A 14,829-nucleotide genomic window follows, 5' to 3' on the forward strand; every position below is an offset into this window, starting at 1 on the left:
TACCCCTTATGCATTTGCGTAACACTTTGATAATATATTTGTAAGTTCTTCTTTGTAATCTTCATAATCCTTTGCTTTTCTATCTCTAGGTCTGCTTAAGTTTATCTTTAAGTCTTTTAATATTTTTCCTTTGTCCCTAGACATAACTATTACTCTATCACTCATATAAACAGCTTCATCTACATCATGAGTTACCATTATTGCAGTTATCTTCTTTTTAATCCAAATATTTTCTAATTCTTCTTGTAAATTTTGTCTCATTTGAAAATCAACTGCCCCTAGAGGTTCATCCATTAACAGAACTTGTGGGTTACAAGCTAATGCCCTTATAACTGCTACTCTTTGCTTCATACCACCTGATAGTTGATGTGGAAATAACTTTTCTTTTCCTTTTAAATCCGATATATTTAATAGTTCTTCTAGTTTCTTTTCTCTTTCTTCTTTGCATATTTTTTGTTGTTTCATTGGAAATACTACATTTTCTTTCACAGTTTTCCAGGGAAATAACGCATAATTTTGAAATACAAACGCTCTATCGATACCAGGTTTAGTTACAACCTTATTATTTAATAAAACTTGTCCTTCTTCACACTTTAAAAACCCACCTATTATGCTAAGAATTGTACTTTTCCCACATCCAGATGGACCTAATAAACATACAAATTCGCCTTCTTGCACTTCTAAATTTATATCTTCTAAAACCTTTAGTTCTACTTTATCGTTCATAAAGGTTTTATTTATGTTTTCTATTTTTAAGTTCATTAGTCATTAAACCTCCATTTACAAAGGCTTTGGTTTATAAATTTTAGTATTCTATCTATAATAAATCCTATTAATGCTGCAAATATCATAAGCCCTATTAACAATTCTGTTTTCATCATTGTTTGAGCTTGAACCATTGAGTAACCAAGACCGGCACTCGTTGCTATAAACTCGGCTCAAATTACAGACATCCATCCTGTACTTATTGCAAGTCTTGCACCTGTTAGTATATCTGGAAGTGCTGCTGGTAGCATTACATTTATAAATATAGAAAATGATGATGCTCCCATACTTCTTGCTGCATTATAATAATCTTTTGATATAGATCTAACTCCTTGAATTGTATTAAGTATTATAGGAAATACCCCAGCAAATGCTATTAAAAATATAGTCGGTCCATCACCTATACCAAACCATACTATTGTAAGTGGTACCCAAGCCATTATAGGTACTTGTCTTGCTGAGTCTACTACTGGAGAAAATAACTTTTCAAAAGTATTTGAAAAACCCATACATAGTCCTAGCGGAAGTCCAAATAGCATTGCACATCCAAAACCTTTTAGTACTCTTTGTAATGTTATAAGTACGTTTTTAACTATTTCCGAGTCAGTTATACAAGTTATAAATCCTTTCATTACATCTATTGGCATAGGAAGTAAAAGAGAACTTCCTATATTTGTTGCACTTAGTTGCCATATAGCAAATATCACTAAAATTAATATTAATCTATATACAAAATCTAAGGGCTTTAATCTTGTTTTATTGTTTTTGTTTATTAATTTTCTATTGGTAGAAACTTTAACTTCCACTTTTCAAATTCCCCCATATCTTCCTTTGATATATTTTTATCTGTATAGCTTTGTAGTTGCTTTTTAAAGTTGTTTTTATCTTTTAAATCTAGCACACTTTTATTATATACATTTTTAAATACTCTATATGAATCGCTATTTTTGAATACTTTGCTTACTACTAAGACATATGTATCATAGTCTTTATTTACTGAGGTAGATTGTTTTTTCCCTTGTATATTTAATGCTTTTATAGCATCAATTACTATTGCATCTACTTTGTTACTTTCTAGTGCATATGGCAGGGAACTATTTATAAATGAAACAGATTTTGAATCTTTGTAATATTCTTTAACTAAGTCATTTTGATAATTTCTATTTTGACTAGTTCCAATTTTTTTTATATCATCTTTTTTAGTTAAAAATATATCTGAATTTTGAACTAACGTATTTACTATTTCAAAATTATTATCAGCTTTTATAAATTCTTTTGCTGCCTCTTTACAAATAATAGCCATATCAACTTCCTCTGAACTCAGAGCCCATTGAGTAGTACTTGCTCAACAATCAGCTATTGAATAGCTTTCTATTAAACTATCGATTTTTACGTCTTCGAAATAGTTTTTATTTTTCATATAATTTATTACAAATGCAGAGGTATCATCTGATACCCCTATTCTTATATTTCCTTCTATTTTTTCATTGTTAGGATTGAAAAATAATATTCCTAAACTTATAAATAAAATAAGTATTCCTAATAATAAATTTTTAGTTTTTTCCATCTATCTCCATAGCCTTTGCTTTCCAATCTTCATAGTTCATTTTTTCAGGGAAAACAGGGTTTACTTTTTCTTTTATAAATTTATCAAAATCATCAGCACCACAAGATTTTAATAATTTATCATTTACAACTTGTTCATAAGTTGGTATTTCTTCTAATGCCTTGTGTTCTTTATATAAAGCTAAATTGTTTTTGTATTCGTCTCCAGTTATTTTCCAAGTAAGAGTTCTTCCTTCTCCAACAGTCTTTTTGTATATAGTCATTAATGCTACTTCTTCATCTACACTATATGCTTTTGCAAATATTTTTGCAGATTCTACTGGATTTGTATATATGTATTGTATTGCTTTTGTATGAGCTAAAACTAATTTTTGTGCTAACTCTGGTTTTTCTTTTATGAAGTTAGTGTTTAGAGCAAATGAACAACAATTGTATTCTTTTCCTGTTGATTCTTCTTTGTATTTAGTAGAAGCTATTATCTTACCTGTTTTTTCAAATTCAGCAACTGATCCCCATGGGTCACAAGTTGAGAATGCTTTTATTTGTCCAGTCTTCATTGCTAAGTATGCATCTTTACTTGAATCAATGTTTACACATTCATATTTTGATGAGTCAACTGGTAATCCTGTTTGTGGACCGTAATCAGTAGTCCATAATAAATCTCCATCTGGGTCTGCTGCAATTTTTTTACCTATTAAGTCTTTTGGGTCTTTGATATCATTTGATGCTACTAGGTATTCTGAACCACCTTTATGGTTGTTTGCTGCAACTACTATAGGTGAACCTTTTGGAATAGCTCCAACTAATCCCTTAGTTCCTATATATCCAGCATCCATTTGTCCTGCTGCCATAGCTTCTGGTACTTTACCGTTTCCAACTGTTTCTACTTTTAATCCTAAATCTTTGTATATACCAGCTTCTACTGCAACTGGAGCAGCAGTCATATGATCACAATTGTAATATCCTAATTTTATAGTGTAATCTTCACTACCTTTAGCACTATCTACCTTAGTGTCTTTAGAATTGCTGCATCCACTCATAAGTGACCCTCCTATTACGCTGACTAATAATAGTGATTGTACTTTTTTTGATAATTTCACTAGAAAATCCTCCCCTATGTTATTTTATATTTAGCTCCTTAACAGCAAGCTTCCATATCTTCTCCAAATAAATCAATAAATTTATCATCTTGTAATCTATATATTGCATATCCTAGATTTCCATTTTTAGAACCTGATATCATAACTTCCATTTCATCTTTTTTATCTATATCTTTAAAAGTTATAACTGCATCCTCTCTAGGTGCTAATATAGGTTTAGTTGAATACATTTTATCTTTATTTTTTACAACAGCGACCATTTGATTGTGTTTTGCATCTTTTTTATAAATAACTACTAAGTCATCTTCTTTGTCATTGTTTATATCGTGCTGTGCGTATGTTATTATTTCTTGATACTCACAATTTTCTTGGAAATATTTTAAGCAATCTTCATCTACTTTTGGAAGATTGTTTTGCTGAGTGTTTTTATCTTTAGAATAAACGTTTATTCCAACTATAAATATAAAAACGCCAATAATTATAAATAGCTTTTTATGCTTCATTCTTAACAACCTTTCTTACGCTTGGCAACATAGCTTTTATAAAAAATACAAATATTATAAAAGAACATAAGTATTTCATGCTATCTGGTATATTAATCATAATTTTATTTGCTATATCTATTGAAGCTTTAGATGTTTCTATATCCATATTTACACTGCTTCCTACTAATAACTTATTTGTAATATATCCAATTATAAGAGCACAACTTGTAAGAGTTGTAGAATAAATTATTACAGCTCTTTTTCCTATAACGTTATACATACTAATAAGCTCTGGTAAATTTGTAGCAGCACCTGCAATTAAAAATGTTATAGCAACCCCTGGTGATGCCCCACTTGCAACTAACGCTGCGATAAATGGAATATGACCTACTGCACAAACATACATGATACAAGCAAGTATTGATATACTACCTAATGACAATACTCCAGGATTTCCTAAGTATTTTTGTATAATACTAGTTGGAAATGCAGTAGTTATAAATCCTGCCACAAGCATACCTATTATTACGTATTTACTTATTGTAAGGGCTAACTCTGAAAATGACCATTTAAGACCATCTAATATATTTTGAGTTAAGCTTCTTTTTTCTTCTTCTAACTCTATTAAACTTTCATCATCGTCCATTGCAACACAAAGTTCATTTTTTCCAAATATATTTCCTAAAATACCAACTATCATAGGAACAACAAACCCTGCTATTACATAAATAATTGTAATTTGTGGACCTAAAAGTCCAAAACTAAGTACTACTGCTATCGGATTTATAATCGGAGTTGATGTCATAAATGCTAATACTGGACCTAAGTATGCTCCAGAATAATACATACTTATACCGATTGGTATAACGCCACAGCTACATATTGGAAGTAGCATTCCTGATACTGTGCTTTTTAGTATTGATGTTATTTTTGTATTTCCTAGTGCATTTTGAAATTTTTGTGGTGTTATTAAATTATGAAGAAGCCCTGCTATTACAAAACTTATGACTAGCCACCCAGATGCCCCATTTAATATGCTTACAGATGTTATTAAGATATCTTTTATGAAATTTAATATATGCATTTAAACCACCTTTATAGCTTCTAATATAGCTTTTTCTATTATTTGTTTTGATAATCTATCATATTTTTTCTTTTGATTTATTATCAAAGTTCCCTTTGTTATCATTCCATATTTTTTTATGTATGAAAAATCCTTACCTGCTTGATATAGCTTAACTTCAACTTTATCAATATACTTGTCCCCTATTCTTTTAACAAGCATCCCATGCTCATCGCAAGTTGGTCAAGTATTTATAAACTCAACTAATGTTTTACCCATCTTACTCCTCCATTGATTTCGTTAAAATAGCCCATAGATATCTATGGACTATTTTTTTATTTATAAAGTTATAACTACTTAAAACTTATGCTTTTATATCCCCCCGTAAAGCCTAGTAATAAATTGTAAATTATTCCTGTCTAAATTATAACTATTTAGGAAAATTTTGTAAAATAGATATATTTTATATAAAGACTATCCAGTATAGTTTCTATCTATTTAAATATAGTTTGGGATATCTAATAAATAGTATAATATTCCTGATATATCATGAATTACATTCTCTCTCTTTTTTTCTTTATCTAAGAAATTCAAATTAATTTTTATAGGAAAATTTTTATTTTACTTAATAGAAGCATATACACGGGAATAGATACTGCCGCTAATAATGTTGTTATTGTAGTCATTACAGCTGCATATTCGTAGTCAGCATTATATTGTTTCGCAATTATAGATGTTTGCGTCATTATTGGCATAGAAGATTGGATTATAAATACTTGTTTCATCATTTGTGGCATATCTATAAATAAAACCAAAACTATTACTACAATAGGGCATACAATAAATCTTCCAATTATAAGAGCTAACATATCTTTACTAAACTTTATTTCCCTAAATTTTATTTTACTTACAGTAATACCTATAAATATCATAGATAAAGGTGTCGTAAGATTTCCAAGATACTTGCATGTACTGATAACAAAATTTGGCATTGGTATTTCTAAAAGTATAATAACTATACCAACTAAGAAACCTAACAACGGGGGAGATAAAATTTTTTTCAAAGTTTTTTTACTTAATATTTTTCTATTCTTTTCATCTCCATCTTTACTTATACAATAAACTCCTATAGTCCAAAAAAATATAGTATTTGCTATGTAATAAAGAAGTACATACGGTACACTATTTTCACCAAACAAAGCTAAATTAACCGGTAATCCTATGAATATAGTGTTTGAAACAAAAAACATACTTTGAAATGTACCTTTTCTTTTTTCATCTATATTTAAAATTTTTGAAACTAATATAGCTATTAAATAACAAACAAATATTGAAGTAAACGGAACAATAAGCCCTCCTGACATTTGATAAAGTTTGTCCCTTGTAAAACTTGTGACAAGATTTTCTATCATATAAGCTGGTAATGCTATTTTACATACTAAGTTTGATATAAGAGATGTTGATTTTTCATCAAACCATCCCTTCTTAGATAAAATACATCCTATTATTATCATAATAATAATACTTAAAATACTCTCCATTGATTTTAATATAACCATATAAGTCCTCCTAAGTTTTTCCAATCACCTAATTTTAATTATTTTAGAAATTATAATCATTTTTAAATTGTGAATTTGTATAATTTCCATATATATATTAAAAAAATCATCATTTTAAATTTAAAATAAAAGACTTTTTCATAACTTAAGTATATATCAAAGTTACTGTTTAATTTCATTCATTTAAAATATTTATGTCTAAATTATAACTATTTAGTAAAATTTTGTAAAAAGGATATGACTTATATTAAGATAGTCAAATATAGATTTTATCTATTTAAAACTTGTTTGAAATATTTCACAGATAGTATAATAATATATAATGAAGGAGTTGAAATTAATATGATAATATTTGCACATAGGGGTGCTAGTGGGGATTATCCTGAGAATACACTTTTAGCTTTCAAAAAAGCTATTTGTTTGGGAATGAATGCTATGGAACTTGATATTCATAAATGTATTGATGGTAATTTAGTAGTTATTCATGATGAGGATATTGAAAGAACATTTAAAGGAAAAGGTCTAATTAAAGACTATTCATTGAATCAACTTAAGCACTTTAGATGTAGGAATTTTGAATTTATTAATAATTACGACTGTAAAATACCTACCCTTAGAGAAGTTTTTGATTTAATTAAAAATAAAAATATATTTTTAAATATTGAAGCTAAAACAGATTTAATTCATTACGATTTAGAAAAAGATGTAATTGATTTAATTAATGAGTATGATTTAAAAGATAATATATTGATATCTAGCTTTAATCACGATACTATTAGAAATTTCAAAAATATAGATAAGACTATTAGATATGGAGCACTTTATAGAAGTGGAGATGACTATAGGGGCTTTGGTAATATAGTTGAACACGCTAAAAATCTAGGCGTTTACAGTATAAACTTAAGTGGTTTACTAGTTAACAAGGATATTGTTGATTTGGCACATGGAAATGGACTTAAAGTATTTGTTTATACTATTAATTTTCCTCTAGCTATGAGAAAAATGATTGAATACAATGTAGATGGAGTATTTACTGATTATCCTGATTTGATGAGAGAAATTTTAATGGAGTAGATTTTATCTACTCCATTTTAGAAATATTTTGTTGTCTAGCATATAACTCTCCCTTTGTTATTTAAGTTCTAACATATATCTTGATAACTCTTCTACTGCTAATTCTTCGTCTTCCCCAATCGCTTGTAGCTCAATTACATCACCTTCACTTAAACCTAAGCTAAAAAACCCCATTATGCTCTTTGCACTAATTGTTGCATGGCCTTTTACTATTAATATTTCAGATTTATATGATGATGCTTTTCTTATAAACATAGTTCCTAATCTTTCGTGTACACCTGTTTCACTTATTATTGTTATTTGTTTTTTGACCATAATCCCATCTCCTAAATTTCGTTTATATAATAACAATATATGAAAACGTTTTTACAGTCAACTATCTATTTTTATTTTATTTTTTTTCAAAAAAAAGGACTGCTTCCGTAGCAGTCATAAAGGGTTTTTTTAAAATACCATCTTGGGGGGATGAGTATTTTTATATTAGATTTGTTTGGGTTAAAGTATAGTTTCATTGTCATCAGACAATTAGTTATACTATTCGTGTTGTGATACTTTTTTGAGTATATTGTCATTTCTTGTTGTCTATGTATACATACTACTATCTTTTTTTGTCAAAGTCTATACTATAATTACTTTTTTATATAAAATTTTTTTTATATTGCAATTTATTTTTTCCCAAATCTTTTGAGCCTAAATTTATATAAAAAATTAAAATTCAATTATAAAATAACCCCACACTTTAATAAATAGCGTAGGGTTAATATGTAATATTCTTAGTAATTTATACTATTTAAACAATCTTGAGCAATTTCCTCTTTATATTTTTCTTTATATATTATAGGCTTGATTACTTTTTCTAATTTTGGCATGAAAAATTGTATCGCAGGACCCGTTAAAAAAGCTCCTATTATCGTACCTACTCCTATAACTCCCCCAAGCATAAATCCTGCTACTACAAATATAGAATCCATAGAGATACGAATCCACTGATACGTAAGGTTAGTTTTCTCATGTATTATAAGTGGAATTAAGTCATTCGGTGCTACCCCTAGCTCCGTAGCTTTTAGCATAGAGAAACCGATTGCAACGATTACACAACTAAGCGCTAGTAATAACATTTTTACCATTATGTTAAAATTGCTAAATTCTATTGGTTGTAAAACTGCTAACATTAAATCTATAAATGGTCCAGCTGATACTAATGCTAAGACTGTCCCAATGTTTATCGTTTTCCTATCTACTATAAGTATAGTAATTAAAAATACAAATGTTATTGTTATATTTGCAGTTCCCGTAGTAATTCCTAATGTTCTAGATATCCCTTGCGTTAATACTGTAAATGGATCTGAGCCTATATTAGTTCTAATAAATATAGCTACTCCTGTTTGAATTATCCATAAACCACAAAAGAAAAATATCAACTTCTTTATAAATACTGTACTATTGCTTTTTTTCATTTAAAGATCCCCCGGGTATAAAATTGTGTCAAAATAAAACTGGTTCGATTTTGAATATATTAATGATATCATATCGTTAATAAAAAGTCAAACAGTCCAATATTTAAATGCTTTTTAATGTAACTAACAATAATTTCACTTTAGAAAATCCTATATTTACTATATAACGTATTTTATTATGCTGTTTGGAAACGCTTCTTCAATTTCTAAAATAAAGAATTCTTTCATCTCTTGTAATTGTTCTTTGCTATATACATATTTTCCGTATCCAAATTGACCATACTTAAATTTTCTAGTATCATCTTGCATTGGAAGTGTAGTCTCAGGGAATATTTGCATAATAGTATTCTTAGCTTTAGTCGTATATCTATGAGATATAACCTCAAACATAATTTTTTGATTATATTCCTTTGGTAATTTGTCCTTTATGCTTTTGATAAGATTTTTGTACTCTTCTTTCCAATTGTCATATAAAAATACTGGTGCTATTATAAATCCTATTTTGTAACCGGATTTTGCTACCTTTATAGCAGCTTCTATTCTTTTATTTGCTGAGGCACTATGATGTTCATAAGCATCTATTATTTTAGGCGTATTTATACTAAACCTTATTTCTGTATGATTGTTGTGTTTTATATCTAATAAACTATCTATATCATCATACTTAGTTACAAATCTAAATCTTCCATTTTCTTCTTTTGCAAAAAACTCTATCGCCTTTTTTAGTGAATTTGTATAAGGTTCAACTGGTACTGGGTCCGAAGTTGCAGCCCCTTCAAATATAGTTATCTCAGGTAATCTTTCATCTATATATTGTTTTGCTTTTTTTAAAATATCATCTATATTTACAAATACTTTTACAAATGGTTTGTCACCTAATTGAGTGTTTAGATAACAATACTCACACCTACCCATACATCCACTAACTAATGGTAACTGGTAATTAGCTGAAGGCTTACATGTTTGAAATTTTAGACCCTTTTTTTCTCCTACTACTAAAGTTTCTTTTCCTGATCTATATTGTTCATATAAGTTGTCTCCCGGAATATTGCTTTTTATCTTATTAGAACTAGTTTGTATAATTTCAATACTTGGATTATCACATACTTTGTCATATATAGCTTTTCCTAATTCTGTATCTAATGTGTTTTTTTCAAATATAACTCGTTTTGGATTAAACATTATTTTCATCTCCCAATTATAAATAAAAAAAACAGATAAATTTATCTGTTTTTTTTTATTTATATTATTAACTATTTCCAAATTTTTATGTATTAAACCTACACTTATTTACTATAGATACAGTTAAATAGAATCTAATTTTTATTTTTTAGGAAGATTTTTAATAATATCACTTTGTTTTATATCATCGATTTTATTTTTTATATTATCTAAACTACCATTAATTTCATTCTTAGCTTCATCTAATTTTTGTTTATCTTGTTCTGCTTTTTTAGCAGCTTCATTAGCTTTACTTCGTACGTTGTTTATAGAATCAGTGGCATCTTGTGCATCTTTGTTAAAAGCCTTTATCTTTTGAGCTATTTTACCTTCTACACTACCAGCTAAATCTAATTTTTCATTTACTTTTGTTAACTTTTCACTTGAACCTGCTGTTTTCTTAGAAACTTCATCTGACGTCTCTTTTGCTTCATCGATTTTTTTTGACTTAGAATCAAGATCTAATTCTGACATTTTATCTTTAACTTTTTTATTTATATCTAAATTAGATTCCTCTTTAGATTCTGAAGCACCTTTAACTTCTTGAGCCTCTACAACATCATGCTTTGAACAACCGGTCAAAGATAATATTGCTATGGCTGCTATTGTTAAGTACATTTTCTTCATTTTTTTAACTCCTCTTACCTTTTTATTTAGATTTCTAATTATATTATAGTATTTTTTTCTAATCTTGTATACAATTTATAGCTAATAAATTTAAATTTAACATAAACTACTTTGTTATGAATAAAAAGATCTTGCATATAATAAAACTGAGGTGAGAATATGATTAATAAGGAAGTTAATGTAAGAACGTCTTTAACTATCCCTAAAAATTTAAAATCTAAGCTAGAAATATTAGCTAAAGATGATCACATAAGCGTAAATAATTTAATAATCAAGGCACTAGATAAATACGTAAAAGACGAGTTTGATAATATGCACAACAAAATGGAGTAGATTTTATCTACTCCATTTTAAAGCCACACTTTTAATTTATTAGAATACTACTCCTGATTTTAATATTATATTTGCATATGGAGTAAACTCACCTGTTCTAACTATTGCCATAGAGTCTTTTGTCATAGACTTAAAATCTTCGTGAGCTACAGTAGTTATTTTCACATTTTCAAATCTTTTTTGTATTTCTTTGTACATATCATTACTTACTGACTCTAGTTCAGTAGCTATTACAATTTCTTCTACTTGCAATTCTTCTAATACTGTATCTAAAGTATCTAAAAACGTAGGTATTCCATGCTTTATGGCTAAATCTATTCTCTCAACGTCCTTTGGTATTGGAAGACCACTATCGCATATTGTTAACATATCTGTATGACCCATTTTTGCTATTACTGATGATATGTTGCTATTTATTAAAACTGACTTTTTCATTTTCAACCTCCTATTTTTTATTATTTATTTTTTTAATTTTACTAAAATTTATAATTATCTATATCGTATAAGTTTGGTATTGAAGTTTGTGCTCCTACCTTAGTTACACTTAATGCACCTGCCTTAGATGCAAAATCCATTGTTTCTTCTACACTTTTGTTTTGTGAAAATGCTACAGACAATGCTCCTGTATATGTATCTCCTGCTGCTGTTGTATCTATAGCCTCTACTTTGTATGATTTTATAAATTTCATATTATCCTTATCTAAATATAGACTACCTTTTGAACCTAGTGTAACTATTAATTGCTTTACACCTTTTTCCATCATTATATTAGCTGCTTTTTTTATGTCATCTTCATCTTTGATACTTACTCCACTTAATATTTCTAATTCTGTTTCATTTGGAGTTAATAAATCTACATTTTTTATAATGTCATCACTTAGCATTACTGCTGGTGCTGGATTTAATATTGTAAATTTACCTAATTCCTTTGATTTTTCTAAAGCATATTTTATTGTATCTATTGGCGTTTCAAGTTGTATTACAACTGTATTACTTTCTTTTATTCCATCTATACATTTATCTATATCATCTTTAGTTAATTTAAAGTTTGCCCCTGGTGATACTACTATAGAGTTTTCAGCATTTTGATCTACTGTTATAAGTGCTACACCACTAGGACCTTCTTCTACTTGTACGTAATCAGTGTTTATTTTATCTGCTTTAAGTTGTTTTAATAAACTCTCTCCAAATCCATCATTTCCAACTTTTCCTATCATACATACATCTCCACCAAGTCTTGATGCTGCTACTGCTTGGTTTCCACCTTTTCCACCAGGTATCTCTCTAAATTTACTTCCTATTAATGTTTGCCCCTTCTTTGGCATTTCATCAACGTTTACTACTAAGTCCATGTTTAAGCTTCCTATTACGCATATCTTTTTCATACTAAAAATCCCCTCTCATTTAATGTCATTTAATTTATCTCATAATTCTTACATAAACCTTACATATATTTTTCATATTATTATTTATGCAATTTGATTTAGAGCTTGTTTATTTTTGATTGCTTCTTTATTATCTTCACTTGCTAATTTTATAGCTATGAATGTAACTACTGTTAGTCCTACCATAGCAAAAAGTCTGTAATCTACTATACCTTTGTATAAAGCATTATGTACTAATCCTGATGTAGTAGCTCCCATTATAGGTGCTACTATTGGTATCCATGCATATTTAAAATCAGATGTTCCTTTACCTGCTATTGGTAAAAAGAAATGAGCTAAACGTGGACCTAAGTCTCTAGCAGGGTTTAGCGCTGCTCCAGTTACCCCACCAAATGAAGTTCCAACTAAGAATATTAAACATCCTGTAGCTAATGGCTGTAATCCTTCTAGAAATACATTTGTGCCCATTCCTAATATACAAAATGCTAATCCAAAAGTTACTATATACTCACTAAAAAAGTTTGCCACATTATTTCTTATAGCTGGTGCTGTTGCAAATATAGTTAACTTTGCATGTGGATCATCTGTTTTTTCCCAGTGATCAATAAACTGTAGATAAACTAAAACTCCACCAAATGCACCACCTGCTATCTGAGCTAAAATATATCCTGGTACTAAACTCCATTCAAAAGTACCCATTACAGCATTCATTATTGTTATAGCTGGATTAATGTGAGCTCCACTTATATCTCCTAAACAAAAGATTACCATTGCAACCGTGCATCCCCAAGCTATATTTATTGCCACATTCCCTGCTCCATATGATCCTGATGTTTTTAGTGAATTTCCTGCTAAAACACCACAACCAAAAAATATTAACATTGCTACTCCTATAAATTCCGCTAAATATACATTCATTTTAAAATTCCCCCTACAAATTCAAATAGATTTAAAAACTATGATATCGTTTTCCAACTTTATATTTTATATAATAAACTATCTTTTTAATTTTTACAATATGTTTTACATATTTTTTACATATTTTTTACATATTTTTTACATATACAAAAAAGACATAAAAAAATAGAGGTATTACCCCCTATTTATCATTAGTATTTATTAATTTTTCTGAACCTCTAACTTCAACACTTGGTTTTAGTGTTATGTTTTGTGTAGGGCAAGGTTCTTCATTTGTTATTTTTTTTAGTAATACTTCAAAAGCTATTTTTCCCATTTCAGATGTTTGTCTAGACACTACACTAATGTTTAATCCTAGATATGTGAAAAACTCTAAATCATCAAACCCTAATAGAGATATATCTTGTCCAATTTTTATTTCCATTTCGTTTAAAGCATTTATAGCTCCTAGAGTCATCATGTTATTGCAACTAAATATAGCACTTACATCTTTGTTGTTTTCTATTATATCCTTTGTGCATTTGTATCCTGATTCTATTTGATAATCTCCTATATGTATGTAGCTTTCATTTATTTCTAGTCCATTTATTTTATGTGCTTCTTTGTATCCTTCTAATCTAAGCTGAGCTGTTTCATATTCTAGTGGTCCTGTTATTACAGCTATATTCTTGTGACCTGCCCCTATTAAAGTATCTACCCCATCAAAAGATCCTTTTTTGTTGTCACTAAATACTCCATCAAAATCACTAAACATTAAGTCTCTATCTATTAATATTACTGGAACTCCTAGAGAACTTAGTTTATTTACATGCAGTTTAGTAGTTTCTCTATTTTTTATAGTTGTAGTAATTATTAGTCCACATATATTGAATTCTTGTAGTGTATCTATTATTTTCATTTCCTTTTCTATGTTTTCTCCACTATCAAATGAAAATACGTTGTAGTTTAGTTTTTCAGCTTCTTCTGTTAGTCCTTTTAGTACATCTGTAAAAAACATATTTGATAGATCTGGAAATATTACTGCTATATTTTTTGATGTTTGGTAATTTTCATCTTGTTCTTTTATTTCTTGTATTGCGTTTTTTATTAGTTCTCTAGTTTCTTTTTTTACATAGCCTGATTTATTTAGGTATCTAGATACTGTAGCTATTGATACTCCACATTGGCTAGCTATATCTTTTACTTTTATACTCATTTTTTATCCTCAGTTTCTTATAATAGTCTTTTTTATTAATATTATAAACTATGTATTTGCTTAAAGCTAATTATTTGAACA

The 14,829-nt window shown here is 28.3% G+C and carries 18 protein-coding genes; 2 read left to right on the top strand and 16 right to left on the bottom strand.

Going from position 1 to position 14,829, the window contains the following annotated elements; translation table 11 throughout:
• Positions 1 to 6 precede the first annotated feature (6 nt).
• The 8 genes from saoA to QOZ84_RS01345 form a co-directional block, all read right to left on the bottom strand.
• Positions 7 to 762: an ABC transporter ATP-binding protein SaoA gene (gene saoA / locus QOZ84_RS01310; protein ID WP_284131155.1), complete on the bottom strand. Its 756-nt coding sequence runs from the start codon at positions 760 to 762 to the stop codon at positions 7 to 9.
• A complete protein-coding gene (saoP, locus tag QOZ84_RS01315; RefSeq protein WP_416390338.1) occupies positions 762 to 1,571 on the bottom strand; it encodes an ABC transporter permease subunit SaoP in 810 nt (269 codons plus the stop codon). Before saoP ends, saoA begins: the two co-directional genes overlap by 1 nt.
• The gene (saoB, locus tag QOZ84_RS01320; protein WP_284131156.1) at positions 1,538 to 2,332 is read right to left on the bottom strand and encodes an ABC transporter substrate-binding (seleno)protein SaoB; all 795 of its coding nucleotides are present in this window, start codon (positions 2,330 to 2,332) and stop codon (positions 1,538 to 1,540) included. The genes saoP and saoB overlap by 34 nt, the downstream gene beginning before the upstream one ends.
• Positions 2,319 to 3,431 (bottom strand): ABC transporter substrate-binding subunit SaoX, encoded by a 1,113-nt coding sequence (gene saoX / locus QOZ84_RS01325; RefSeq protein ID WP_284131157.1) that lies wholly within the window; start codon positions 3,429 to 3,431, stop codon positions 2,319 to 2,321. Before saoX ends, saoB begins: the two co-directional genes overlap by 14 nt.
• Before the next feature lie 38 nt (positions 3,432 to 3,469).
• Complete coding sequence (gene saoC / locus QOZ84_RS01330) at positions 3,470 to 3,934, bottom strand: Cys-Cys-COOH (seleno)protein SaoC (RefSeq protein ID WP_284131158.1); 465 nt, start codon at positions 3,932 to 3,934, stop codon at positions 3,470 to 3,472.
• Positions 3,924 to 5,000, bottom strand: a complete 1,077-nt coding sequence (gene saoE / locus QOZ84_RS01335) for an efflux transporter SaoE (protein WP_284131159.1) — start codon at positions 4,998 to 5,000, stop codon at positions 3,924 to 3,926. Before saoE ends, saoC begins: the two co-directional genes overlap by 11 nt.
• Positions 5,001 to 5,258: a thioredoxin-like (seleno)protein SaoT gene (gene saoT, locus QOZ84_RS01340; protein ID WP_284131160.1), complete on the bottom strand. Its 258-nt coding sequence runs from the start codon at positions 5,256 to 5,258 to the stop codon at positions 5,001 to 5,003.
• 323 nt (positions 5,259 to 5,581) lie between these two features.
• Complete coding sequence (locus QOZ84_RS01345) at positions 5,582 to 6,538, bottom strand: AEC family transporter (RefSeq protein WP_284131161.1); 957 nt, start codon at positions 6,536 to 6,538, stop codon at positions 5,582 to 5,584.
• Between the two features lie 342 nt (positions 6,539 to 6,880).
• Here QOZ84_RS01345 and QOZ84_RS01350 point away from each other — a divergent pair, with 342 nt between their 5' ends.
• Complete coding sequence (locus QOZ84_RS01350; RefSeq protein WP_284131162.1) at positions 6,881 to 7,612, top strand: glycerophosphodiester phosphodiesterase family protein; 732 nt, start codon at positions 6,881 to 6,883, stop codon at positions 7,610 to 7,612.
• Positions 7,613 to 7,669: 57 nt separating this feature from the next.
• Here QOZ84_RS01350 and QOZ84_RS01355 read toward each other — a convergent pair whose 3' ends face one another.
• The 4 genes from QOZ84_RS01355 to QOZ84_RS01370 form a co-directional block, all read right to left on the bottom strand.
• On the bottom strand, positions 7,670 to 7,927 hold the full coding sequence (locus QOZ84_RS01355) for an HPr family phosphocarrier protein (protein WP_284131163.1): 258 nt from the start codon (positions 7,925 to 7,927) through the stop codon (positions 7,670 to 7,672).
• Positions 7,928 to 8,385: 458 nt separating this feature from the next.
• Entirely contained in the window at positions 8,386 to 9,069 is a 684-nt protein-coding gene (locus QOZ84_RS01360) for a YczE/YyaS/YitT family protein (RefSeq protein ID WP_284131164.1), read from the bottom strand.
• Between the two features lie 159 nt (positions 9,070 to 9,228).
• A complete protein-coding gene (gene splB / locus QOZ84_RS01365) occupies positions 9,229 to 10,251 on the bottom strand; it encodes a spore photoproduct lyase (RefSeq protein ID WP_284131165.1) in 1,023 nt (340 codons plus the stop codon).
• A gap of 141 nt (positions 10,252 to 10,392) precedes the next feature.
• Positions 10,393 to 10,917 (bottom strand): hypothetical protein, encoded by a 525-nt coding sequence (locus QOZ84_RS01370; protein ID WP_284131166.1) that lies wholly within the window; start codon positions 10,915 to 10,917, stop codon positions 10,393 to 10,395.
• A gap of 159 nt (positions 10,918 to 11,076) precedes the next feature.
• Between QOZ84_RS01370 and QOZ84_RS01375 the strand changes: the two genes are divergently transcribed.
• Positions 11,077 to 11,250 (top strand): DNA-binding protein, encoded by a 174-nt coding sequence (locus tag QOZ84_RS01375; protein WP_284131167.1) that lies wholly within the window; start codon positions 11,077 to 11,079, stop codon positions 11,248 to 11,250.
• Positions 11,251 to 11,289: 39 nt separating this feature from the next.
• Here the strand turns inward: QOZ84_RS01375 and rbsD are convergent, their stop codons facing one another.
• From rbsD to QOZ84_RS01395, 4 genes are all read right to left on the bottom strand, one after another.
• Positions 11,290 to 11,685, bottom strand: a complete 396-nt coding sequence (gene rbsD / locus QOZ84_RS01380; RefSeq protein ID WP_284131168.1) for a D-ribose pyranase — start codon at positions 11,683 to 11,685, stop codon at positions 11,290 to 11,292.
• 41 nt (positions 11,686 to 11,726) lie between these two features.
• On the bottom strand, positions 11,727 to 12,635 hold the full coding sequence (gene rbsK, locus QOZ84_RS01385) for a ribokinase (RefSeq protein WP_284131169.1): 909 nt from the start codon (positions 12,633 to 12,635) through the stop codon (positions 11,727 to 11,729).
• Positions 12,636 to 12,719: 84 nt separating this feature from the next.
• Positions 12,720 to 13,553 (bottom strand): MIP/aquaporin family protein, encoded by an 834-nt coding sequence (locus QOZ84_RS01390; RefSeq protein ID WP_284131170.1) that lies wholly within the window; start codon positions 13,551 to 13,553, stop codon positions 12,720 to 12,722.
• Positions 13,554 to 13,734: 181 nt separating this feature from the next.
• Complete coding sequence (locus tag QOZ84_RS01395; RefSeq protein WP_284131171.1) at positions 13,735 to 14,748, bottom strand: LacI family DNA-binding transcriptional regulator; 1,014 nt, start codon at positions 14,746 to 14,748, stop codon at positions 13,735 to 13,737.
• Positions 14,749 to 14,829 lie beyond the last annotated feature (81 nt).

This window comes from Romboutsia sedimentorum (assembly GCF_030131845.1).
Classification (GTDB): Bacteria; Bacillota; Clostridia; order Peptostreptococcales; family Peptostreptococcaceae; genus Romboutsia_D; species Romboutsia_D sedimentorum.

What these genes read in the sequence shown, in the direction of transcription:
- saoA (WP_284131155.1), bottom strand. Translation starts at nt 762, where the DNA reads ATGAACTTAAAAATAGAAAACATAAATAAAACCTTTATGAACGATAAA.
- saoC (WP_284131158.1), bottom strand. Translation starts at nt 3,934, where the DNA reads ATGAAGCATAAAAAGCTATTTATAATTATTGGCGTTTTTATATTTATA.
- saoE (WP_284131159.1), bottom strand. Translation starts at nt 5,000, where the DNA reads ATGCATATATTAAATTTCATAAAAGATATCTTAATAACATCTGTAAGC.
- QOZ84_RS01345 (WP_284131161.1), bottom strand. Translation starts at nt 6,538, where the DNA reads ATGGTTATATTAAAATCAATGGAGAGTATTTTAAGTATTATTATTATG.
- QOZ84_RS01350 (WP_284131162.1), top strand. Translation starts at nt 6,881, where the DNA reads ATGATAATATTTGCACATAGGGGTGCTAGTGGGGATTATCCTGAGAAT.
- QOZ84_RS01355 (WP_284131163.1), bottom strand. Translation starts at nt 7,927, where the DNA reads ATGGTCAAAAAACAAATAACAATAATAAGTGAAACAGGTGTACACGAA.
- QOZ84_RS01360 (WP_284131164.1), bottom strand. Translation starts at nt 9,069, where the DNA reads ATGAAAAAAAGCAATAGTACAGTATTTATAAAGAAGTTGATATTTTTC.
- splB (WP_284131165.1), bottom strand. Translation starts at nt 10,251, where the DNA reads ATGTTTAATCCAAAACGAGTTATATTTGAAAAAAACACATTAGATACA.
- QOZ84_RS01370 (WP_284131166.1), bottom strand. Translation starts at nt 10,917, where the DNA reads ATGAAGAAAATGTACTTAACAATAGCAGCCATAGCAATATTATCTTTG.
- QOZ84_RS01375 (WP_284131167.1), top strand. Translation starts at nt 11,077, where the DNA reads ATGATTAATAAGGAAGTTAATGTAAGAACGTCTTTAACTATCCCTAAA.
- rbsD (WP_284131168.1), bottom strand. Translation starts at nt 11,685, where the DNA reads ATGAAAAAGTCAGTTTTAATAAATAGCAACATATCATCAGTAATAGCA.
- rbsK (WP_284131169.1), bottom strand. Translation starts at nt 12,635, where the DNA reads ATGAAAAAGATATGCGTAATAGGAAGCTTAAACATGGACTTAGTAGTA.
- QOZ84_RS01390 (WP_284131170.1), bottom strand. Translation starts at nt 13,553, where the DNA reads ATGAATGTATATTTAGCGGAATTTATAGGAGTAGCAATGTTAATATTT.
- QOZ84_RS01395 (WP_284131171.1), bottom strand. Translation starts at nt 14,748, where the DNA reads ATGAGTATAAAAGTAAAAGATATAGCTAGCCAATGTGGAGTATCAATA.